Below are 21933 nucleotides of genomic sequence, written 5' to 3' on the forward strand. Positions count from 1 at the left end.
AGGGTGAGGGGCAAAAACTTACCCCTTAATCCTCGGATCCAGCGCATCGCGCAGCCCGTCTCCCAGCAGATTAAACGCCAGCACCGTCAGGAAAATCGCCAGGCTCGGGAAAATTGCCACGTGCGGCGCAATCACCATATCCGCCCTTGCCTCGTTCAGCATCGCGCCCCACTCCGGCGTCGGCGGCTGAGCGCCCAATCCCAGAAACGACAGGCTGGCCGCCGAGATTATCGACACGCCGATCCGCATCGTGAAGTAGACCACGATGGACGACACCGTGCCCGGCAAAATATGGCTGAACAGGATCGTGGCATCGCTCGCTCCAACGCTGCGCGCCGACTCGATAAACGTCTGCTGCTTGAGCACCAGCGTATTGCCGCGCACCAGGCGGGCAAAGGCGGGAATGGAGAACACCGCCACGGCGATAATCACGTTCGCCATGCCGCTGCCCATGATCGCCACCACGGCAATAGCCAGCAGAATGCCGGGGAAGGCAAACAGCACGTCGCAGATGCGCATGATAGCGCGGTCCCACCAGCCTTCGTAATACCCGGCGACCAGGCCGAGCACCGTACCGATGACCGCGCCGATCAGGACCGCAAATACCCCGGCGGCCAGCGAAATTTGCGCCCCCACCAGCACGCGGCTAAAGATGTCGCGCCCCAGCGAATCCACGCCGAACCAGTGCAGCATCGACGGGCCGTCGTTCAGGCGGTCGTAGTCGAAATAATTTTCCGCATCAAACGGCGCAATCCATGGTGCCAGCATTGCGACCACAATCAGCAGCAGGACGAAGATCCCCGCCGCCAGCGCCACGGGCTGACGGCGAAAGCGCCGCCAGAACTCAGACCACGGCGTTCTGACGCGTTCCGGCCTGACCCCCGGCATCGCGCTGATTGCGGCCTCACGTCGCCAGTTCAATAATCGCATTTTACTTGTACCTGATAGCCGGGTTAATGGCGGCGTACAGCACGTCCACCACTAAGTTGATAAGAATAAACTCCAGCGAAAACAGCAGCACTTCCGCCTGAATCACCGGGTAGTCGCGCATCTCCACCGAGTCCACCAGCAGTCGCCCCAGCCCCGGCCAGTTAAAGACTTTTTCCACCACGATAGAGCCGCCCAGCAGGAAGCCAAACTGCAGCCCCATCATCGTCACCACCGGGATCATCGCGTTGCGAAAGCCGTGCTTGAGGATGACCCACTTCTCGCTCACCCCTTTCGCCCGCGCGGTGCGGATATAGTCCTCGCTCAGCACGTCGACAAACGACGCGCGGGTAAAGCGCGCCATTACCGCCGCCACGGCCGCGCCGAGCGTCAGGGAAGGCAGAATATAGTGCTTCCAGGTATCGGCCCCCACCGTCGGCAGCCAGCCCAGCTCAACCGAAAAGACCTGCATCAGCAGCATCCCGAGGGCAAAGGCCGGAAAGGAGATGCCGGTGACGGCCAGCGCCATGCCGAGCTTATCCGGCCAGCGGTTGCGCCAGACGGCGGCCACAATGCCCGCCGCCAGGCCGAACAGCACCGCCCAGGCCATGCTGGCAATCGTCAGCCAGAAGGTGGGCATAAAGCGGCTGGCAATCTCTTCCGAAACCGGGCGTCGTGAGACCATCGAAGTGCCGAAATCGCCCTGCAGAACGTTGCCGATATAGTGCAGAAACTGCTTATACAGCGGCTGATCCAGCCCCAGCTGCTTACGCACCAGTTCAATCACCGTGGCGTCCGCCTCGGGGCCGGCGATCAGGCGCGCCGGATCGCCCGGCAGCATATGAACAAACAAAAACACCAGCACCGCCACGATCAGCAGCGTCGGGATCAGCCCCAGCAGGCGCTTACAAACATAATTCAGCATGCCTTTTCCTCTCATCCCGCAGACTTTTGCCCGCGGGAATGAGTTCTCTTATTTCAGATCCGCGTCGTCGAAGCTAAAGCCCGTGTCCGGCATGATATAGAACCCGGTCAGCGCTTTGTTATGGGCCGAGACCAGCTTTTCGACCACCAGCGGCACCCACGGCGACTCTTTCCAGATGATATCCTGCGCCTCTTTATACAGGCGCGCCTTCTCTTCCGGCTTCGTGGTTTTCAGCGCGTCGGTCAGGTCCTTATCAACCTGCGGATTGCTGTAGAACGCGGTATTGAACAGCGTCGGCGGCCAGTTCTGCGAGGCGAACAGCGGCGAGAGCGCCCAGTCCGCTTCGCCGGTCGAGGCGGTCCAGCCGGTGTAGAACATTCTCACCCCGCTCTCTTTCTGCCCTTTGCCTTCCACCTCGGCCGCGCGCTGCCCGGCGTCCATCGCCGTCACCTGCGCCTTAATGCCCACCTGCGCCAGCTGCTGCTGGGTAAACTGCAGCACCTTCTGCGCGGTGCTGTGGTTGTGCGATGACCACAGCGTGGTGCTAAAGCCGTTCGGGAACCCGGCCTCTTTCAACAGCTCGCGCGCTTTGGCCGGATCGTAAGGCCACGGCTTATAGGCCTGGGAATACTCAATCGACGGCGGCAGCACGCCGGTGGCCGGCGTGGCGTATCCCGCAAAGGCCACCTTCACCAGCGCCTGACGGTTGATGGCGTAGTTGATCGCCTCGCGCACCTTCGGGTTATCAAACGGCTTTTGCGTGACGTTCATGCTGATGTAGCGCTGCATGATCGACGGGCTGGCCACCAGCTCCAGCTTGCTGTTTTTTTCCAGCAGCGCGGCCTGCTCGTAGGGGATCGGGAAGGCGAACTGCGCCTCGCCGGTTTGCAGCATCGCCGCGCGGGTGTTGTTGTCGACCACCGGACGCCAGGTAATGGTGTCCAGCTTCGGCAGCCCCTTCTGCCAGTATCCGGCGAATTTCTTCACCTTCACAAAATCGGTCTGATTCCAGGTCTCCAGCTGATACGGGCCGGTCCCGACCGGATGGAAGCCGATCTCGTTGCCGTATTTCTTCAGCGCGGCGGGCGAAATCATCGCCGTCGCCGGATGCGCCAGGATATTGATAAAGGCCGAGAACGGCTCTTTGAGGGTGATCTTCACCGTCGTCGGATCGACCGCCTCGGTGCTGGCGATATTTTTATACAGGTTATAGCGCTTGAGGCCGCTCGCCGGATCGCTGGCGCGATCGAGGTTTACCTTAACCGCCTGCGCGTTGAAGTCGGTCCCGTCCTGGAACTTAACCCCGGTTTTGAGCTTGATGGTGTAGACCAGCCCGTCGTCCGAGACGCTGTAGCTCTCCGCCAGCACGTTCTTCAGCTTCATCTCTTTATCGAGGCCAAACAGCCCCTGATAGAAGGATTTTGCCACCGCCTGGGAAAGCGTATCGTTGGCGTCATACGGATCCAGCGTCGTGAAGTTTGACCCGACCGCAACCACCACGTCCTTGGCAGCGAACGCGGGGGATGCGGCCAGGGCTGCCGTCACGCTCGCGGCTAAAAGCCATTTACGAGCAACAAAGTTAACCATTGTGTTCTCCTGCCTGGTGAAAGTTAAAGCCGCGAGAATGCATTGTCCTGACGCGGCGGTGCCACAAAATGTCCGGGGCCGACTTCACGCAGCGTCACGCGCTCCATGCTTTCGCCCCGCTTGCGGATATTGCTCGGCATTTCATCCTGCAGCAGCACGCGCTGGGCGTGGCGATGCGCAGGATCGGCGACCGGAACGGCGGCCATCAGCTTGCGGGTGTACGGGTGCTGCGGGTTTTCAAACACCGCCCGCCTCGGGCCCATCTCGACGATTTGCCCCATGTACATCACCGCCACGCGGTGGCTGATGCGCTCCACCACCGCCATGTCGTGGGAAATAAACAGAAACGCGATCCCCATATCCCGCTGGAGATCGAGCAGCAGATTGATGATCTGCGCGCGAATAGAGACGTCGAGCGCCGAAACCGACTCGTCGGCAATCACCACCTTCGGGTTCAGCGCCAGCGCGCGGGCGATGCAGATCCGCTGCCGCTGGCCGCCGGAAAACTCGTGCGGATAGCGCCAGGCGTGTTCCGGCTTAAGCCCCACGCGCTCGAGCAGCCAGGCAACGCGACGCTGCGCCGCCTCGCCGTCGAGGAGGTTATGCACGCGCAGCGGCTCCATAATCGAGTAGCCCACCGTATGGCGCGGATCGAGCGAGGCGTAGGGGTCCTGGAAGATAAACTGGATATCCCGGCGCACCGCCTGCAGCCTGCGGTGGGGCAGCGTGTCGATGCGCTCGCCGTTGAAGGTGATGCTGCCCTCCTGCGACTCCACCAGCCGCAACAGCGCCCGTCCGATGGTCGATTTACCGCTTCCCGACTCGCCCACCAGCGCCAGCGTTTCGCCGGGCCACAGGTCAAAGCTGACGTTTTCCACGGCGTGCACTTCCCGCTTGACACGGTTGAGGATGCCGCCGCGCAGGGGAAAGCGGGTCACCAGATCGCGCACCTCAAGAATTGGCCTGCCGGCGACCACGGTATCCTGCTCGTCTTCCGGCTCCGGGCTTCCGGCTCCGTCAGAGGACATCAGCGGAAAGCGCCGCGGCAGATCGCTGCCGTTCATCGCGCCGAGCTTCGGCACCGCGGCCAGCAGCGCTTTGGTATACGGATGGACCGGCGCGTGAAAAATCTGCTCAACGCTGCCCGTTTCCACCACGTGGCCCTGGTGCATCACCAGCACGCGGTCGGCAATGTCGGCCACCACGCCCATGTCGTGGGTGATAAAAATCACCCCCATCTCCATCTCCTGCTGCAGAACGTTGATCAGCTGCAGGATCTGCGCCTGAATGGTCACGTCCAGCGCGGTGGTCGGTTCATCCGCAATCAGCACCGCCGGGCGGCACGACAGCGCCATGGCGATCATCACGCGCTGGCGCATCCCGCCGGAGAGCTGGTGAGGGTAGCGGCCCAGAATGGCCTGCGCCTCCGGGATGCGCACGCGCTCCAGCATCCGCCGCGCCTCGTTCATCGCCTCATCGCCGCTCAGCCCCTGATGGAGCCGTATGGATTCGGCAATCTGCTCGCCGATCGGAAAGACCGGGTTCAGCGAGGTCATCGGCTCCTGAAAAATCATGGCGACGTCTGCGCCGCGCACGCCCTGCATTTGCGCCGCGCTCAGCTCGTCTAAATCAATGACCTGGCGATTGCGGCGGCGAAGCAGGATCTGCTCGCTGGTCACCTGCACGCCGGACGTTTCCAGCAGGCGCATCAGCGCCAGCGCCGTGACCGACTTGCCGGAACCGGACTCGCCGACGATCGCCAGCGTCTCGCCGCGCTTCAGCGAGAACGATAAATCCTGTACTGCGGGGATGAACTGCCGCTCGTCCTGAAACGCAATATTCAGCCGGCGGACCGCCAGCACTTCCCGGCTGTCCAGCTCTTCACTGTGCGGCACGCGATGCCCCCTTATTCACGATAAATTCCGGTGCTGGGCTCGTCGCCGGCGTAGCCCCAGGCGCGGTACATCCCTTCGCTGTTAAACGGCAGCGCGACGTTTCCCTCGCGATCGACGGCGATTAATCCGCCCTCGCCGCCCAGCGCGGGCAGTTTTTCCATCACCACGCGCTCGCAGGCCTCGCTCAGGCTGAGCCCGCCGTAGTCCATCAGCGCGGTAATGTCGTACGCCGCCAGGGTGCGGATAAACACCTCGCCGGTGCCGGTACACGACACCGCCGCCGTGGCGTTATTGGCATAGCATCCCGCGCCCGGCAGCGGGCTGTCGCCGACCCTGCCCGGCAGCTTGTTGGTCATTCCGCCGGTTGAGGTCGCGGCGGCGAGGTTGCCCGCCTTATCCAGCGCGACCGCGCCCACCGTGCCCATCTTGCTGCTTTCGTCCAGCGGCGCGGCGTGGTCGAGCTGCGTCACGCCGGACGAACGCGCCTCCAGCAGCTGCTGGTAGCGTTCAGGCGTTGAAAACGTGTCGGGCGGCACGAGCGCCATTCCCTGCTCAGAAGCAAAGCGTTCCGCTCCGGCGCCCGCCATCAGGACGTGCGGGCTTTGCTCCATCACCAGGCGCGCCGCCAGCACCGGATTGCGCAGGCGCGTCACGCCCGCCACCGCCCCGGCCTTGAGGGTCACGCCGTCCATCACGCAGGCATCCAGCTCGTGCGTTTCATCGCGGGTAAAGACCGAACCGATCCCCGCATTGAACAACGGGCACTCCTCCAGCAGGCGCACCGCCTCGGTGACGACGTCAAGCGCGCTTTCGCCCGCCTCCAGCATTCGCTGGCCGGTTTCCACAATCTCGTACAGCGCGTCGATATAGCGCTTTTCCTGCTCCGGCGTGAGCTGCGACCGTGTAATGGCCCCGGCACCGCCATGAATTGCAATCACTGCCTTACCCATTCCGCCTCACCCGTCAGCCCTGTCTGCCGCTTTTTCTATAAATATCATTATCGTCGATGATTATTCAGATGATTTTTGAATATAGAAAGACGAAGGTGTGATGTAAAGCTCGCGCCTGCAGGTCATACAGTTAGCGGCACTTTTCTGCCATAATGAGCGCTTTCGTTTTTACTCCGCAGGAGCCCCCATGGATTTTACCGCCGGACTGATGCCGCTTGAGGCGGCGCTGACGCAGATGCTTGACCGCATTTCCCCACTGCACGACCGCGAAACGCTGCCGCTGGCGCGCTGCTTTGGCCGCATAGCCGCCCGCGATATCGTTTCGCCGCTTAACGTGCCGGGGTTTGATAACTCGGCTATGGACGGTTACGCGGTGCGCCTGGCGGATCTTCAGGCGGGGCAGCCGCTGCCGGTGGCGGGAAAAGCCTTTGCGGGCCAGCCGTTCAGCGGTGAGTGGCCAGCGGGGACGTGCGTGCGCATTATGACCGGCGCGCCGGTTCCGGCGGGCTGCGACGCGGTGGTGATGCAGGAAGAGACCGAACAAACCGACGGCGGCGTGCGTTTTACCGCTGAGGTTAAACGGGGCCAGAACATTCGCCGCGTGGGGGAAGATATCACCCTCGGCGCGACCGTCTTTGCCGCCGGACAGAAGCTGACCGTCGCCGAGCTGCCGGTGCTGGCGTCGCTCGGCATCCCTGAGGTTGACGTTATCCGCCGGGTGCGCGTCGCGGTCTTCTCGACGGGTGATGAACTCCAGCTTCCGGGCCAGCCGCTGAAGGACGGCCAGATTTACGACACCAACCGCCTGGCGGTGCACCTGATGCTCGAGCAGCTGGGCTGCGAGGTGATTAACCTTGGCATTATTCCTGACGATCCGGACAAGCTGCGCGCCGCCTTTATCGAAGCGGACAAATCCGCGGACGTGGTGATCAGCTCCGGCGGCGTCTCGGTGGGCGAAGCGGATTACACCAAAACCATTCTCGACGAGCTGGGCGAAATCGCCTTCTGGAAGCTGGCGATTAAGCCGGGCAAACCGTTCGCCTTCGGCAAGCTGGCCAACAGCTGGTTCTGCGGCCTGCCGGGCAACCCGGTCTCCGCCGCCCTCACCTTCTATCAGCTGGTGCAGCCGCTGCTGGCGACGCTATCCGGCAACCGCGCCAGCCCGCTTCCCGCCCGCCAGCGCGCGCGCGCGGCCACGCGCCTCAAGAAATCCCCGGGTCGCCTTGATTTCCAGCGCGGTATTTTAACGCGCAGCGCCGACGGCGAGCTGGAAGTGAGCACCACCGGCCACCAGGGCTCGCACATTTTCAGCTCCTTCAGCCAGGGCAACTGCTTCATCGTGCTGGAGCGCGAGCGCGGCAATGTGGAAGCCGGCGAATGGGTTGAGGTGGAAGCCTTTAACCACCTGTTCGGAGGCTGAGATGACGGTTGAGCTGAGCGACCAGGAGATGATGCGCTATAACCGCCAGATCGTGCTGCGCGGTTTTGACTTTGAAGGCCAGGAAGCGCTGAAGGCGGCGAACGTGCTCATCGTCGGGCTCGGCGGGCTGGGCTGTGCGGCGGCGCAGTATCTTGCCGCGGCGGGCGTGGGCCGCATGACGCTACTGGATTTTGACACGGTGTCGGTGTCCAACCTGCAGCGCCAGACGCTGCACAGCGATGCGACCGTCGGCCAGCCGAAGGTTGAATCCGCCCGCGCGGCGCTGGCGCGCATCAATCCCAACGTTCAGCTCACGCTCATCGACGCCATGCTGGGCGACGCGGCGCTCGGCGAGCAGATTGCGCGGCACGATCTGGTGCTGGACTGCACCGACAACGTTGCCATTCGACAGCAGCTTAACGCCGGCTGTTTCGCCCACAAAACGCCGCTGGTTTCCGGCGCCGCCATTCGCATGGAGGGACAGGTCAGCGTCTTTACCTACGCTGCGGGCGAACCCTGCTACCGCTGCCTGAGCCGCCTGTTCGGCGAGAATGCATTAACCTGCGTGGAGGCGGGCGTGATGGCGCCCCTGGTCGGCGTGATTGGGTCGCTGCAGGCGATGGAAGCGATCAAGGTATTAGCTCATTACGGCACGCCCGCCGCGGGGAAAATCGTGATGTACGACGCGATGACCTGCCAGTTCCGCGAGATGAAGCTGATGCGCAATCCGGGGTGCGAGGTGTGCGGCAAATAAAAAAGTCGGGTGGCGGCTTCGCCTTACCCGACCTACTGAGCAGACGGTATGCGAGTAACCTAGCCTGCGTCGTTTTCTTCGCCATACTTTGCCTTCAGGCGGGCAACAATTCGATCTGACGCGCTGTGCTCCCTGGCAAAAACTTTCGCAAAGCGCTCTTTCCCCTGCCAGGCCAGCATCGATCTCCAGATTTGCGGCGGATTATGCTCTGCACCTTTGTTGACCGGATCATTTTCATCAGGCCTGCAGGCGGCCTCCACCTCCGACGGCCAGACCGGTATTGTACTGGTACGCATTACCAGCCAGCGCGGAAAGCTGAGCACGAAAAGAATTGGAAACTGCAGGGCGTTAACCACCAGACCCAGGCGGGATACCTGCTTGCAAAGGTAGAGCAGCCCGAACAGCCATCCCTCTCTGCGGTTCTCCACCGGCGGGCACCAGGGGACGGTGTCCGCCAGGTCAGGAAGATACTCATCGCTCTCTTCCATATAGCAGCGGATGAATTCCCAGTACACCAGCATCATCTCAGGTCCCCAGCTTAAGTCTATCGGCAGAGGAATAGTGCGGGTAATGGTGTCCCCGTCTTCCCCCGGCACGCACCCCACAATCGTCCACTGGGTTGAGAGCGGCATCTTGGTTTCATACATAGCAAAACGAAGCGTCTTCCACGGTATGGTTAAAACCGTCCCGCCAGACTGGTACACATACACCATTCCGTTTTTACGGTTAAAGCGGATCGGGTAGTAGGTACTAAAAAATATCTCTGATGTCATTAATCGGTACAAACCAATGGAGAGCGGCAAAGTAATTGACCAAATTATAATTGCTCCGAACCAGACACCAAAACTGTATCTCCCCCATCCCAGCCCAGCCGTAATAGTGTTGTAACAAAATAAACCAAAGAAAATGCAAAAAAAGAAAACACCTGCTAGTGTGTTAGTTCCTCGCCATTTATAAAAGCGATCAATAAGTTCCAGATACGTTGAGTTTATCCGCACCACGCTGTCAAACCCGGAGAGCGCTTTTACATCAGGATCGCCTGCACTCTGCGAATAAATCCGCGAGATGTTTTTATCACTAAGGCGCAGAAATGGTTTGTAGAACCGTTTTGACGGATCTGCCGGCAACCGTTTGAACGGGTTAAACATGCGCACCTCCTTTTGCGAACAGGGCCATATATTCTTCTTTTTCCATAAGCCAGTTGGGCAAGATGGCCGGAATATCCTCCTCATCAGTCGGAACCCGGCGCCACTGCGTGCTAAGCAGCCAGGTCTGAATATCGTTGCGGGTATGGCTTAACATCCAGGCTCCGGCCCCCAGAACCAGCAGCATCCCAACAAAAATACCCGCCGGTCCGAGGAAAAACGCCGCCAATTCCGATCCTAACAGAGTGGCTTCGGATACACCCAATGTGCTCAATAGTGCAACTGTTATCTTACTAGCACTACCCACCGTCATCATGGCCACGCCTATCCCATTGATTAAATGCGCGATACCTATACCAATCCTTCCTTTATTAAGATCAGACCTCCCAATCCAAAACTCTAGACCGGCATAAACCATCCCCCCACCATACCCTAACCCTCCCCAAAGACCTGAAGCAGCAACCCTCATTGCACCGTTCCTTGCCACCGACATCACAGAAGGCAGCTCCAGCTGCATCAGCGGCGTTATTGCTAGCTTTAGAACTTCCGCCGTTGACGCCACCGCCATGCTGGCATTGGCCCCGAATACCGCCGTCGCCTTTCCTTCTGAGGGCAAACCGCTCTTCTCAAAACCATAGTGCAGCACCATCCACTGGAAGTAAGCCGAGAATACCGTCCCGCCAAACGTCATGCCTTTTGCCGCCATTTCCGCCGACAATCGACCAGGCGACATCCCCTGCAGTTGCGCCACAGAGGAGCTCAGCGTTCTCGGGAACAGCATACGCGCAAGCTCATCCTCTGTGAGCACCACCGTATCCAGCTTCGCCAGCCTCTCTTTTACCGGTAGCGCTGCCAGTGCCCGCGCCGCCTGCACATCGATAATACGGGGTAGCCGTATCTTTTCCGTCACGCCTTCCGGCAGCTCTTTCACCAGCTGCTCAGCCAGCTTACGCATCGCGCTATACAATTGCCCTCCGCTGCGCGCACTCATTTCCAGCATACCGGCCATACCGCGGGTCATTGCCCCGACATAGTTTTTGGTTCCTGAAAGCACATTAACCACAGAGAACGCCTTGCCCTGCATTGCCAGTATCCCGATGGCAAAGCGCACGGGAATGCCGTTCACCATCAGATTTATAGATTTCATCATTGCGTCGGACCACAGCAAGCTGAGCTTTTCGAGCCCCATCAGAATGGCGCTGGCATAGCTGCCGCTGTACTCCTTCGCACCATCTGCCAGTCGGTCCCAGCTGATTCCCAGCCACCAGTCCGGGCCGTCGGTTTTTAACTGTTCATCCAGCCCGGCAATCCACGCATCGTGGTTAAAAAACGCTGCCCGCTGCAAGTAGTTTTCCCGCGTCAGCGGGGCCTGATTCAGCTGCTGGTCGATGTAGGCGATCACGCCGCCTTTATCGTTCATCCCGGCCAGCACTTTCGCCACCGTCTGAATGTAACGTCCACCACTGTGCGCGCAGGCCGGATCAAAGTGCTGTACAAAGTAATCCACCATTACCGGCCCCTCTATCCAGGCCAAATACATCCGGGTAATGGGAACCACAGAGTGGTTATCGTAGTCCGTCAGCCATTCCTTAAGGGTCTGGCTGAATGTCTCCACCTGTGGCCGGTCGATATATTTCTCATAACCGTTCTGCCACGCCTCATCCACCCGATCTTTACGGCTGGCCTCATTCAGAATGTGCATACGGTCTGCAACGTCCGGTGCCGGGAAGTGAGGCCCTGCCGGACTGTCCCAGCCGGTACGCATCTGTTGTTCGAACTTTTCATCTCCTGCTTCTGCTGATAGATAAAAATAGTTCCGCATCGCCAGTTCTACGCTGTTAAGCATGGTCATGAGTGCCGTTCCACGCTTTAGCACCGGGTTAGTGTCGATGGCCTTTTGCATTCGGTAACGCGCCAGTGCTGAAATTTCTGTTGCCGCCCCGACGGGGTCAGAAAGCACCAGAATTGCGCCGCTATCGGCCTTCAGGGTATGGGCGGCATGCTGTAAATCGACTGCAGAATGGCTACTGACGGTCTTAAGGGGAGAGGGCGTCCAGTTTTTGAGGGTGCTATTGCGCAGGCCCGCGCTGTACTCTGCTACGCTGCCGAGCTGGCTGAACGGCAGGGCCTGATGCGCACTGTGTCGCATCAGCCACTCATCCATATCAAACGGCTGCATATATCGGCTACGCCATGCTGGATCTTCATGCTGACGGCGCACTGCCGGCGTCCACTGCTCTTCAGACCACGCAAACCAGAAGATGCCGTTGAGCATACCAGGCGGATTCACCGGAAGGGTGACCAGAGACGCGGTGGCCATCTCCTGCGGCCGCGTGATGCAGGGTTTTCTCTCCCCTCTTTCGAGATCGGGCAGCACGCTTCCGTCTTCCGGCAGAGGATAATAATAGCCATCACCCGTTACGTAATAGTTAATCCATCGCGGTGAACGCTCCGGTAAAATATAGAGATAGCCCTGTCGCATCAGCCGCGCAGTATACTCAGCCCCACCCTCTGCCGTTACGGGTACGGTAATATTGTCGGGCAACACCGGCAGGGTATCACCTTTCTCCATAATCGCCGGACGAACCGGCAGTACGGGTAAACCGTAGCGTCGACAGAATTTGCATCCTTGCTCGTGGCTCATAATGAGTCAATTCCTTATTCTTACTGGGGAGCCTCACCTTGTAAGGAGAGAGTCATTCCCCTGTTTAATGGGGTTATTTCCCTCATCATACACTTGTCATGACATAACCTAAATTTTTTGCAGCGTAATTTGTTAATAAACATTTTATGTGCCGAAAACGGATGATAGTAGTAAGGACTTTTAAGAAAAATACCTAAGAATAATGATGTGAAGATCCACAACCTATCGGAAATACTTAAATCTTTAGCGCAGTTCAAATGTGGAGCAAGCTACTATTACGTTTTCGCTTTATTTGAAGACGTAACTTTTATGCACGGAAAATATTATATAAGGCTGTTATTTGTAGCGGAGAAAAGAATGCAGGAATGTGTATATGACAGCATTTACATCACAATAACGAGATCGCAGCCTCGTGCTAAGCCCAAAGCGGATACTTTTCCCCTCTCACCGTGAGGGAGAGGGGCTGGCGAAGTTGTTAACCTACAGAGTTCAAATCGACGTCCGTCCAAACGCTCCCTGCCAGTCCTGCTCAAACTTCACGATCGCTGCGTCGACGGCGGGCGACGTGATGAACTGCTGCGCCACGTCCAGCGGCAGCGTGATGGACTCGCAGCCTGCCAGCAGGCAGTCAAGCGCCTGGCGCGGGGTTTTGAAGCTGGCAGCCAGCACTTTTGACTGCGGCACGTGCAGCGTCAGCAGCTGCTGCAATTCCACCACCGTCTGGATCCCGTCTCCGCCCTGCGCGTCCACGCGGTTAACGTAAGGGGCAACGTACTCGGCCCCCGCCAGCGCGGAGAGCATCCCCTGCGCCGCGCCGTAAACGGCGGTGCCCAGCGTTGGGATCCCTTCCGCTTTCAGCATTTTGATCGCCGCCAGGCCTTCCGCCGTGACCGGCACTTTAACCACCAGATCGCTGATAATCGCGCGCAGCTTGTGCGCGTCTTCGACCATGCCTTCGGCGCTGCTCGCCATAACCTGTGCAAACAGGCGGCCTTTACCGCCGAGCGCGTCATGCAGCTCCGGCAGCAGCACGTCCAGCGGCTTTTTACCCGCCGCCACGATGCTTGGGTTAGTCGTGACGCCTGCCAGCGGGAAGATGCGCGCCAGCTTTTTCACCGCCGCAACGTCAGATGTATCCAGATAAAGTTCCATGATGTGATCCTCAAAATTGCCTGCGCTAACCCTATCACGGCAAAACCCGCTCAAGAGTTGACCCACATCAAGATAACTTTCATTCGAAAGTAATTTAATCTTCATACGCAACACGAGAGGCGAAATTATGATCTTCAACATTCAGCGTTACTCCACCCACGACGGCCCCGGCATCCGCACCGTAGTCTTCCTGAAAGGCTGCTCGCTGGGCTGCCGCTGGTGTCAGAACCCGGAAAGCCGCTCCCGCACACGGGACGTGCTGTTTGACGCGCGCCTGTGCCTTGACGGATGCGACCTGTGCCAGCAGGCCGCGCCGGGCGTGGTTGAACGTACGCTGAACGGGCTGGTGATCCACCGCGAAAAGCTGAACGACGACGCGCTGAACGCCCTCACCCCCTGCTGCCCGACGCAGGCGCTCACCGTCTGCGGTGAAGAAAAACCCGTCGCCGAGATTATGGCAACCGTGCTGCGCGACAAGCCTTTTTACGACCGCAGCGGCGGCGGGCTGACCCTTTCCGGCGGCGAGCCGTTTATGAACCCCGAGCTGGCGCACGACCTGTTCAAAGCCAGCCATGAACAGGGCATTCATACCGCCGTTGAAACCTGCCTGCACGTGCCGTGGCACTACATCGAGCCGTCATTGCCGTATGTCGATCTGTTCCTCGCCGACCTGAAACACGTTGATCCTGAAGTGTTCAAACAGTGGACCGACGGTTCGGCAAAGCGCATTCTGGAAAACCTCAGGCGCCTGGCGGCAGCCGGGAAAAAGATCACCATCCGCGTGCCGCTCATTCAGGGCTTTAACGCCGATGAAGCCGCCGTGACCGCCATTACCAACTTCGCGGCGGACGAACTCAACGTACACGATATTCATTTTCTGCCGTACCACACGCTGGGCATGAACAAATACACCCTGCTCGGCCAACCTTACTCTGCCCCTGATAAACCGCTGGATAGCCCTGAAATACTGGACTTTGCCCAGACGTACGCCTGCCAGAAAGGGCTAACCGCGACCTTACGAGGATAAACTGATGACGACTTTGAATCTCAACACGCTTAGCGAGCGCATTAAAGCGCACAAAATGGCCCTGGTGCACATCGTTAAGCCGCCGGTCTGTACCGAGCGCGCGCAGCACTACACCGAAATGTACAAGCAGCACCTGGACAAGCCGATCCCGGTGCGCCGCGCGCTGGCGCTGGCCCATCACCTGGCGAACCGCACCATCTGGATTAAGCACGACGAGCTGATTATCGGTAACCAGGCCAGCGAAGTGCGCGCCGCGCCGATCTTCCCGGAATACACCGTGTCGTGGATTGAAAAAGAGATCGACGATCTGGCGGATCGCCCGGGCGCAGGCTTTGCCGTAAGCGAAGAGAACAAGCGCGTGCTGCACGACATCTGCCCGTGGTGGCGCGGCCAGACGGTGCAGGACCGCTGCTACGGCATGTTCACCGACGAGCAAAAAGGGCTGCTGGAAACCGGCATTATCAAAGCCGAAGGCAACATGACCTCCGGCGACGCGCACCTGGCGGTGAACTTCCCGCTGGTGCTGGAAATGGGCCTCGACGGCCTGCGCGCGAAGGTGGCCGAACGCCGCTCGCGCATCAACCTGACGGTGCTGGAAGACCTGCACGGCGACCAGTTCCTTAAGGCGATTGATATCGTGCTGGAGGCGGTGAGCCTGCACATCACGCGCTTTGCAGACCTGGCGCGCGAAATGGCGTCAGCAGAGACCCGCGAAAGCCGCCGCGACGAGCTGCTGGCGATGGCGGAAAACTGCGACGTGATTGCCCACGAGCCGCCGAAAACCTTCTGGCAGGCGCTGCAGCTGTGCTACTTCATCCAGCTGATCCTGCAGATTGAGTCCAACGGCCACTCCGTGTCGTTCGCCCGCATGGACCAGTACCTCTATCCGTTCTACCGCCGCGACGTGGAGCTGAACCAGAGCCTCGACCGCGAGCACGCCATCGAGCTGCTGCACAGCTGCTGGCTGAAGCTGCTGGAAGTGAACAAAATCCGCTCCGGCTCGCACTCCAAGGCCTCGGCGGGCAGCCCGCTGTATCAAAACGTCACGATTGGCGGCCAGAAGCTGGTGAACGGCGAGCCGATGGACGCGGTGAACCCGCTCTCCTACGCGATTCTGGAATCCTGCGGCCGCCTGCGCTCCACCCAGCCAAACCTGAGCGTGCGCTACCACGCGGGCATGAGCAACGACTTCCTCGACGCCTGCGTGCAGGTGATCCGCTGCGGCTTCGGCATGCCGGCGTTCAACAACGATGAAATCGTGATCCCGGAATTTATCAAGCTCGGCGTGGAGAAAGACGACGCCTACGACTATGCGGCGATCGGCTGCATCGAAACCGCCGTCGGCGGCAAGTGGGGCTACCGCTGCACCGGCATGAGCTTCATCAACTTCGCCCGCGTGATGCTTGCGGCGATGGAAGGCGGACGCGACGCCACCAGCGGCAAGGTGTTCCTGCCGCAGGAGAAAGCGCTCTCCGCGGGCAATTTCGATAACTTCGACGAGGTAATGGCCGCCTGGGATACCCAGATCCGCTACTACACCCGCAAATCCATCGAAATCGAGTACGTGGTGGACACCATGCTGGAGGAGAACGTTCACGACATTCTCTGCTCCGCGCTGGTGGACGACTGCATCGAGCGCGCGAAAAGCATCAAGCAGGGCGGCGCGAAGTACGACTGGGTCTCCGGCCTGCAGGTCGGCATCGCTAACCTCGGCAACAGCCTGGCGGCGGTGAAGAAGCTGGTCTTCGAACAGGGCGCGATTGGCCAGCAGCAGCTGGCGGCGGCGCTCGCCGATGACTATGAGGGCCTGACCCACGAGCAGCTGCGCCAGCGCCTGATCAACGGCGCGCCGAAGTACGGTAACGACGACGACAGCGTGGATCTCCTGCTGGCGCGCGCCTATCAAACCTACATCGAAGAGCTGAAGCAGTACCACAACCCGCGCTACGGCCGCGGCCCGATTGGCGGTAATTACTATGCGGGCACGTCGTCTATCTCCGCCAACGTGCCGTTTGGCGCGGCGACGATGGCAACGCCGGACGGTCGTAAGGCACATACCCCGCTGGCCGAAGGCGCAAGCCCGTCGTCCGGCACCGACCATCTCGGCCCGACGGCGGTCATCGGCTCCGTGGGCAAGCTGCCGACCGAGGCCATTCTCGGCGGCGTATTGCTGAACCAGAAGCTGAACCCGTCGACGCTGGAAAACGACGGCGACCGCCAGAAGCTGATGGTGCTGCTGCGCACCTTCTTCGAGGTGCACAAGGGCTGGCACATTCAGTACAACATCGTGTCGCGCGAAACGCTTTTAGAAGCGAAGAAGCACCCGGACCAGTATCGCGATCTGGTGGTCCGCGTGGCGGGCTACTCGGCGTTCTTCACCGCCCTGTCGCCGGACGCGCAGGACGATATCATCGCCCGTACTGAGCATACGCTGTAAAAAACCGCCCGGTGGCGCTGCGCTTACCGGGCCTACAAAACCTCTTCATAGGCCGGGTCAGGCGTAGCCGCCACCCGGCTTTTTGACTTTCATTCGAAATAAATTTGTGCTCCCCGTCACCTTGTTATTAGAATGTTTCAAAACGCAGTGACCCAGGAGCGCAGCATGACCGTTAAAGTAATCGTCACAGACATGGACGGTACTTTCCTAGATGATGCCAAGCAGTACGATCGCGACCGCTTCCAGGCACAATTCGCGCAGCTCAAGGCGCGCAATATTGAGTTTGTTGTCGCCAGCGGCAACCAGTATTACCAGCTCATCTCCTTCTTCCCGGAACTCAAAGCGCAGATCTCCTTCGTGGCGGAAAACGGCGCGCTGGTCTTCGACCGCGGCGAGCAGATTTTCCACGGCGAGCTGACGAAGCACGAGTCGCAGATCGTGATTGGCGAGCTGCTCAAGGATAAAGGGCTGAACTTCGTGGCCTGCGGGCTGGAAAGCGCCTACGTCAGCGACCAGGCGCCCGACGAGTTTGTAGCGCTGATGGCGAAACACTATCACCGCCTTAAGCGCATCGGCGACTACCGAGAAATCGACGACGTGCTGTTCAAGTTCTCCCTGAACCTGCCGGACAGCGATATCCCGAACCTCGTCGACAAGCTGCACGTTTCGCTCGACGGCATTATGAAGCCGGTAACCAGCGGCTTTGGCTTTGTCGATTTGATTATTCCCGGCCTGCACAAAGCCAACGGCATCAGCCGCCTGCTCAAGCGCTGGAACGTCTCCCCGCAGGAATGCGTGGCGATCGGCGACAGCGGCAACGATGCGGAAATGCTGAAGCTGGTGAAATACTCCTTTGCCATGGGCAACGCGGCAGAGAGCATCAAAGAAATCAGCCGCTACGGCACCGACGACAACAACCATCAGGGCGCGCTGAACGTCATTCAGGCCGTGCTCGACAACCATTCCCCGTTCGACGCCTGACCCCTTTCCAGCCGGAGCCCCGCTCCGGCGCTTCACTCTTTTTCCATCCTGTGCTGCCCATCAAGTTTTTAAACTTGCATTAACTTATTTTTAACTTAAAGTATCGTTTGTAGACACTTTTACTTTCGAATGAAAGATGCGAGGCGGTTATGACGATGACGTTTACCAGTGAAACATTGCCTGCGGACCACAAGGCGGCAATCCGTCAGATGAAGCGCGAACTGCGGGTGCAGATCGGCGACGTGCAGGCGGTGTTCGACAGGCTCAGCGATAAGATTGCTACCCGCGTGGCGGAGATCAACGCGCTGAAAAACAAAGGGCAGGACGTCTGGCCGGTGATTCCGTTTACGGACGTGAAAAACGGCCGCATCACCGCCGGGCAGCGCGACGCGGTTAAGCGCCGCGGCTGCGCGGTGATCAAGGGCCACTTCCCGCGCGAGCAGGCGCTGGCGTGGGATCGGTCGATGCTCGACTACCTCGATCTGAACAGGTTCGACGAGGTGTACAAAGGCCCGGGCGATAACTTCTTCGGCACGCTGACGGCCTCGCGCCCTGAAATTTACCCGATCTACTGGTCGCAGGCGCAGATGCAGGCGCGCCAGAGCGAAGAGATGGCCCAGGTGCAATCCTTCCTGAACCGCTTGTGGACGTTCGAAAGCAACGGCAAGCAGTGGTTCAACCCGGACGTGAGCGTGATTTATCCGGATCGCATCCGCCGCCGCCCGCCGGGAACGACCTCGAAAGGGCTGGGGGCGCATACCGACTCCGGCGCGCTGGAGCGCTGGCTGCTTCCGGCGTATCAGCAGGTTTTCGCCCGCGTCTTTGACGGCAACGTTGAGCAATACGATCCGTGGAACGCGGCGCACCGTACCGAAGTGGAAGAGTACACCGTGGAGAACACCACCAAATGCTCGGTGTTCCGCACCTTCCAGGGCTGGACGGCGCTGTCGGACATGATCCCCGGTCAGGGCCTGCTGCACGTGGTGCCGATCCCGGAAGCGATGGCCTATATTCTGCTGCGCCCGCTGCTGGACGACGTGCCGGAAGACGAGCTGTGCGGCGTCGCGCCGGGGCGCGTGCTGCCGATTTCCGAGAAGTGGCACCCGCTGCTGATTGAGGCGCTGACCAGCATTCCGGCGCTGGACGCGGGCGATTCGGTCTGGTGGCACTGCGACGTGATCCACTCCGTGGCGCCGGTGGAAAACCAGCAGGGCTGGGGGAACGTGATGTATATTCCGGCCGCGCCGATGTGCGAGAAGAATCTCGCCTATGCGAAGAAGGTTAAGGAAGCGCTGGAGGCCGGGGCGTCGCCGGGCGATTTCCCGCGTGAGGATTATGAAACTGCCTGGCAGGACCGCTTCACCGTGAACGATCTGAACATCCACGGCAAACGGGCGCTGGGCATGGCCTAATCGTCGTACAGCCCTTCACGCTCAACGGCGGTGCGTCGTTTCCCCTGACGTATCCGCCGTACCGACTCCCGCACCGCCAGCGTGCCGTTCAGCAACAGTGTACCCACCGGCGCGTCCGGGCGCATCAGCCGCTGCTGGAGCATGTAGACCGCTTCGGTGCCCAGCTCGTCGCGCGGGACCAGCACCGCGGTCAGCGGCACGTCCTGAATCGCCGCCAGGTTAAACCCGTCGATGCTCATCACCGAGACATCCTGCGGAACCCGCAGACCGTGATGCTGCAGCGCGCTGATAGCGCCCGCCGCCATAAAATCGCCGCCGACCAGAAACGCCGTGGGTAACTCTTTTCCCTGCCGCTGCCCGAGCCATTCGCTGACCGCGCGTTCGCTCTCTTTCGCGCTGAAGCTTTGCACCTCCAGCAGATCGCGTTTGTCGTCGAAGCTCAGGTTATGCGTTCGCCACGCATCGCGGATCCCCGACAGGCGCAGCTCCATGGTATAGCGCCGCAGACAAAGCACGGTCATCACCTCGCGATGCCCCATCTCGAACAGATACTCCGCCGCTCTCTCGCCAATGGAACGGTGATCCGGCGCGACCGCGGGCAGGCGCATATGCCGATCGCGGCAGTTGATGAGCATGCACGGCTTGCCGACGTCCACCGCCAGATCGTGAATGTGCGGATCGTCAATGCCCAGCAGAATGGCGGCCTGGGTATCCGGCTCGTTCATTCGCGTCAGAAACAGCTGCGCGTCACCGTCGTTTTCCTCCAGCGCGCAGTAGCGCAGGCGCACCTCGTGCGAGGCCAGCGCCTTGCCCACGTTCTGTATCACGCGGTAGTAAAAGATGTCGGACCGCTCGTCAAACGCCCGCTGCGGCGCGAAGACCACCAGGCTGTTGAGCAGCAGCCGCCCCGCTGCCAGACCGTCCATCACGCCCAGCTCCCGCGCGCAGGCCAGCACTTTCGCCCGCGCACGTTCGCTGGTATTGGCTTTGCCCGCCAGCACGCGCGATACGGTGCTGATCGACAGCTGCGTGCGCTCAGCAATTTGGGTAATTTTTAGCCTCTTATCCATTTTGTGATCTGGCTCCGGTTGTGTCATGAAAATTTTTTCATATCGCCGCCAATGCTCAATAACTTAGCTCCTGAGGCCACGAACGATCAATCACAAAGGATCATGAAAAGTTTTGCATAAAATCCCCTGTTGTCCAGCCACTTTCTCCCCTACTGTGCAGTTATCACACAGCAAGAACTGAATTGGTATAACAGGTTTAATGCATAAAACCGTTGCCATTCAGCGAAATATAAAAATGTGTGTGACAACTTACTTTCTCTATCCTGCCGTCCGTCTTGTGGAGATCAAAATGAGTCAGGACATCAATACACCTCTTGCGGCAAGCAAAACCCGCCGCGTTATAAAAAACCTTCGCTGGTACGTGCTGGTGCTGTTTTTACTCGGCGTGACCGTGAACTACATCACCCGCAACTCGCTGGGCATCCTCGCGCCGGAGCTGAAAGAGAGCCTCGGGATCACCACCGAGCAGTACTCCTGGATCGTCGGCGCGTTCCAGATTGCCTACACCATTTTCCAGCCCCTGTGCGGCTGGCTGATTGACGTGATTGGCCTGAAGATCGGCTTTATGGTCTGCGCCGGGATCTGGGCGCTGATGTGTATCTTCCACGCGGGCGCCGGAACCTGGCTGCACCTGGCGATCCTGCGCTTCTTTATGGGCGCGTCGGAGGCCGCCGCAACGCCCGCTAACGCCAAAACCATCGGCGAATGGTTCCCGAAATCCGAGCGTCCCGTCGCCGCGGGCTGGGCGGGCGTCGGCTTCTCCATCGGGGCAATGCTGGCCCCGCCGATCATCTACTTTGCCCACGCCTCCTTCGGCTGGCAGGGCGCGTTTATGTTCACCGGCGTGCTGGCGCTGCTGTGGGTGGCCCTGTGGTGGATCTTCTACCACAACCCGGAGCAGCACCCGAACCTCGGCAAGGACGAGCTGGCGTTTATCAAGCAGGATAACGAACCGCCCGCGGTCAAGCTGCCCTTCCTCACCGCGCTGAAAACCGTATCGAAAAACAAACGGTTCTACGGTATCGCCATTCCGGCCTTTATGGCGGAACCGGCCTGGGCGGTGCTGAGCTTCTGGGTGCCGCTCTATCTGGCAAAAGAGCACGGCATGGACCTGAAGCAGATTGCGATGTTCGCCTGGCTGCCGTTCCTCGCCGCCGACCTCGGCAGCGTGGCGAGCGGCTACCTGACGCGCCTCTACACCCGCTGGTTCGGCTGCTCCCGCGTGAACTCGGTGGTCGCCAGCTCCGTCACCGGCGCGTTCCTGATGATTTCGCTGGGCATCGTGGCGGTTACCCGCGACCCGTATATCACCATCGTGCTGATCTCCATCGGCGGCTTCGGGCACCAGATCATCTCCTGCATGCTCAGCGCGCTGGTCGTGGAGTCGTTCGACAAAGGCCAGATGGCGACCGTCAACGGCATGCGCGGCTCGGCGGCGTGGATCGCAAGCTTCCTGTTCTCCCTTTTGATTGGGGTCACCGCCGACAAAATCGGCTTTAACCCGCTCTTTATCGCCATGGGCTTCTTTGACCTGATTGGCGCCGTCTTCCTGGTGGCATTTATTGCTGAACGCCGCGCCAAGCGCGCCTGATAGTGGATGTATAACC

At 59.9% G+C, this 21933-nt stretch carries 16 protein-coding genes; 7 read left to right on the top strand and 9 right to left on the bottom strand.

All coding sequences use genetic code 11. The annotated features are described in order from the left end of the window. Positions 1 to 18 precede the first annotated feature (18 nt). The 5 genes from gsiD to iaaA are packed head-to-tail and all read right to left on the bottom strand — an operon-like array spanning position 19 to position 6284. A complete protein-coding gene (gene gsiD, locus AB8804_RS05605; protein ID WP_371183985.1) occupies positions 19 to 930 on the bottom strand; it encodes a glutathione ABC transporter permease GsiD in 912 nt (303 codons plus the stop codon). A 1-nt stretch (position 931) separates the two neighbouring features. After that, positions 932 to 1852, bottom strand: a complete 921-nt coding sequence (gsiC, locus tag AB8804_RS05610; RefSeq protein WP_371183987.1) for a glutathione ABC transporter permease GsiC — start codon at positions 1850 to 1852, stop codon at positions 932 to 934. 48 nt (positions 1853 to 1900) lie between these two features. Then, the gene (gsiB, locus tag AB8804_RS05615) at positions 1901 to 3439 is read right to left on the bottom strand and encodes a glutathione ABC transporter substrate-binding protein GsiB (RefSeq protein ID WP_371183989.1); all 1539 of its coding nucleotides are present in this window, start codon (positions 3437 to 3439) and stop codon (positions 1901 to 1903) included. A 23-nt stretch (positions 3440 to 3462) separates the two neighbouring features. Continuing rightward, on the bottom strand, positions 3463 to 5334 hold the full coding sequence (gsiA, locus tag AB8804_RS05620) for a glutathione ABC transporter ATP-binding protein GsiA (RefSeq protein WP_371183990.1): 1872 nt from the start codon (positions 5332 to 5334) through the stop codon (positions 3463 to 3465). Between the two features lie 11 nt (positions 5335 to 5345). Beyond that, positions 5346 to 6284: a beta-aspartyl-peptidase gene (gene iaaA / locus AB8804_RS05625; protein WP_371183992.1), complete on the bottom strand. Its 939-nt coding sequence runs from the start codon at positions 6282 to 6284 to the stop codon at positions 5346 to 5348. 187 nt (positions 6285 to 6471) lie between these two features. On the opposite strand from iaaA, the gene moeA reads away from it, so the two are divergent. Both moeA and moeB read left to right on the top strand, forming a co-directional pair. Further along, the gene (gene moeA, locus AB8804_RS05630; protein ID WP_371183994.1) at positions 6472 to 7704 is read left to right on the top strand and encodes a molybdopterin molybdotransferase MoeA; all 1233 of its coding nucleotides are present in this window, start codon (positions 6472 to 6474) and stop codon (positions 7702 to 7704) included. 1 nt (position 7705) lies between these two features. Further along, positions 7706 to 8458 carry a molybdopterin-synthase adenylyltransferase MoeB gene (gene moeB, locus AB8804_RS05635; RefSeq protein ID WP_371183997.1) on the top strand — a complete coding sequence of 251 codons (753 nt, stop codon included), beginning with the start codon at positions 7706 to 7708 and terminating at the stop codon, positions 8456 to 8458. Between the two features lie 59 nt (positions 8459 to 8517). Here moeB and AB8804_RS05640 read toward each other — a convergent pair whose 3' ends face one another. The 3 genes from AB8804_RS05640 to fsa form a co-directional block, all read right to left on the bottom strand. Next, positions 8518 to 9606, bottom strand: a complete 1089-nt coding sequence (locus AB8804_RS05640) for a DUF6708 domain-containing protein (RefSeq protein WP_371183999.1) — start codon at positions 9604 to 9606, stop codon at positions 8518 to 8520. Continuing rightward, the gene (locus tag AB8804_RS05645; protein WP_371184002.1) at positions 9599 to 12247 is read right to left on the bottom strand and encodes a T6SS effector BTH_I2691 family protein; all 2649 of its coding nucleotides are present in this window, start codon (positions 12245 to 12247) and stop codon (positions 9599 to 9601) included. Before AB8804_RS05645 ends, AB8804_RS05640 begins: the two co-directional genes overlap by 8 nt. Before the next feature lie 489 nt (positions 12248 to 12736). Continuing rightward, complete coding sequence (gene fsa / locus AB8804_RS05650; RefSeq protein WP_371184004.1) at positions 12737 to 13399, bottom strand: fructose-6-phosphate aldolase; 663 nt, start codon at positions 13397 to 13399, stop codon at positions 12737 to 12739. A 127-nt stretch (positions 13400 to 13526) separates the two neighbouring features. Here fsa and AB8804_RS05655 point away from each other — a divergent pair, with 127 nt between their 5' ends. The 4 genes from AB8804_RS05655 to AB8804_RS05670 all read left to right on the top strand — a co-directional run bounded on the left by AB8804_RS05655 (position 13527) and on the right by AB8804_RS05670 (position 19256). Further along, positions 13527 to 14426, top strand: coding sequence for a glycyl-radical enzyme activating protein (locus AB8804_RS05655; RefSeq protein ID WP_371184006.1), 900 nt, complete (start codon positions 13527 to 13529; stop codon positions 14424 to 14426). 4 nt (positions 14427 to 14430) lie between these two features. Further along, positions 14431 to 16863 carry a formate C-acetyltransferase/glycerol dehydratase family glycyl radical enzyme gene (locus AB8804_RS05660; RefSeq protein ID WP_371184008.1) on the top strand — a complete coding sequence of 811 codons (2433 nt, stop codon included), beginning with the start codon at positions 14431 to 14433 and terminating at the stop codon, positions 16861 to 16863. A 165-nt stretch (positions 16864 to 17028) separates the two neighbouring features. Further along, positions 17029 to 17844: a Cof-type HAD-IIB family hydrolase gene (locus tag AB8804_RS05665; protein WP_371184010.1), complete on the top strand. Its 816-nt coding sequence runs from the start codon at positions 17029 to 17031 to the stop codon at positions 17842 to 17844. Positions 17845 to 17993: 149 nt separating this feature from the next. Next, the gene (locus AB8804_RS05670; protein WP_371184012.1) at positions 17994 to 19256 is read left to right on the top strand and encodes a DUF1479 domain-containing protein; all 1263 of its coding nucleotides are present in this window, start codon (positions 17994 to 17996) and stop codon (positions 19254 to 19256) included. On the opposite strand, the gene AB8804_RS05675 is transcribed toward AB8804_RS05670, so the two are convergent. Further along, positions 19253 to 20326, bottom strand: a complete 1074-nt coding sequence (locus tag AB8804_RS05675; RefSeq protein ID WP_371184014.1) for a LacI family DNA-binding transcriptional regulator — start codon at positions 20324 to 20326, stop codon at positions 19253 to 19255. The genes AB8804_RS05670 and AB8804_RS05675 overlap by 4 nt on opposite strands. A 289-nt stretch (positions 20327 to 20615) precedes the next feature. Between AB8804_RS05675 and AB8804_RS05680 the strand changes: the two genes are divergently transcribed. Further along, positions 20616 to 21917 carry an MFS transporter gene (locus AB8804_RS05680; RefSeq protein WP_371184016.1) on the top strand — a complete coding sequence of 434 codons (1302 nt, stop codon included), beginning with the start codon at positions 20616 to 20618 and terminating at the stop codon, positions 21915 to 21917. Positions 21918 to 21933: the final 16 nt, after the last annotated feature.

It is taken from the genome of Enterobacter sp. KBR-315C3_2022 (assembly GCF_041399425.1).
Taxonomy (GTDB): domain Bacteria; phylum Pseudomonadota; class Gammaproteobacteria; order Enterobacterales; family Enterobacteriaceae; genus Enterobacter.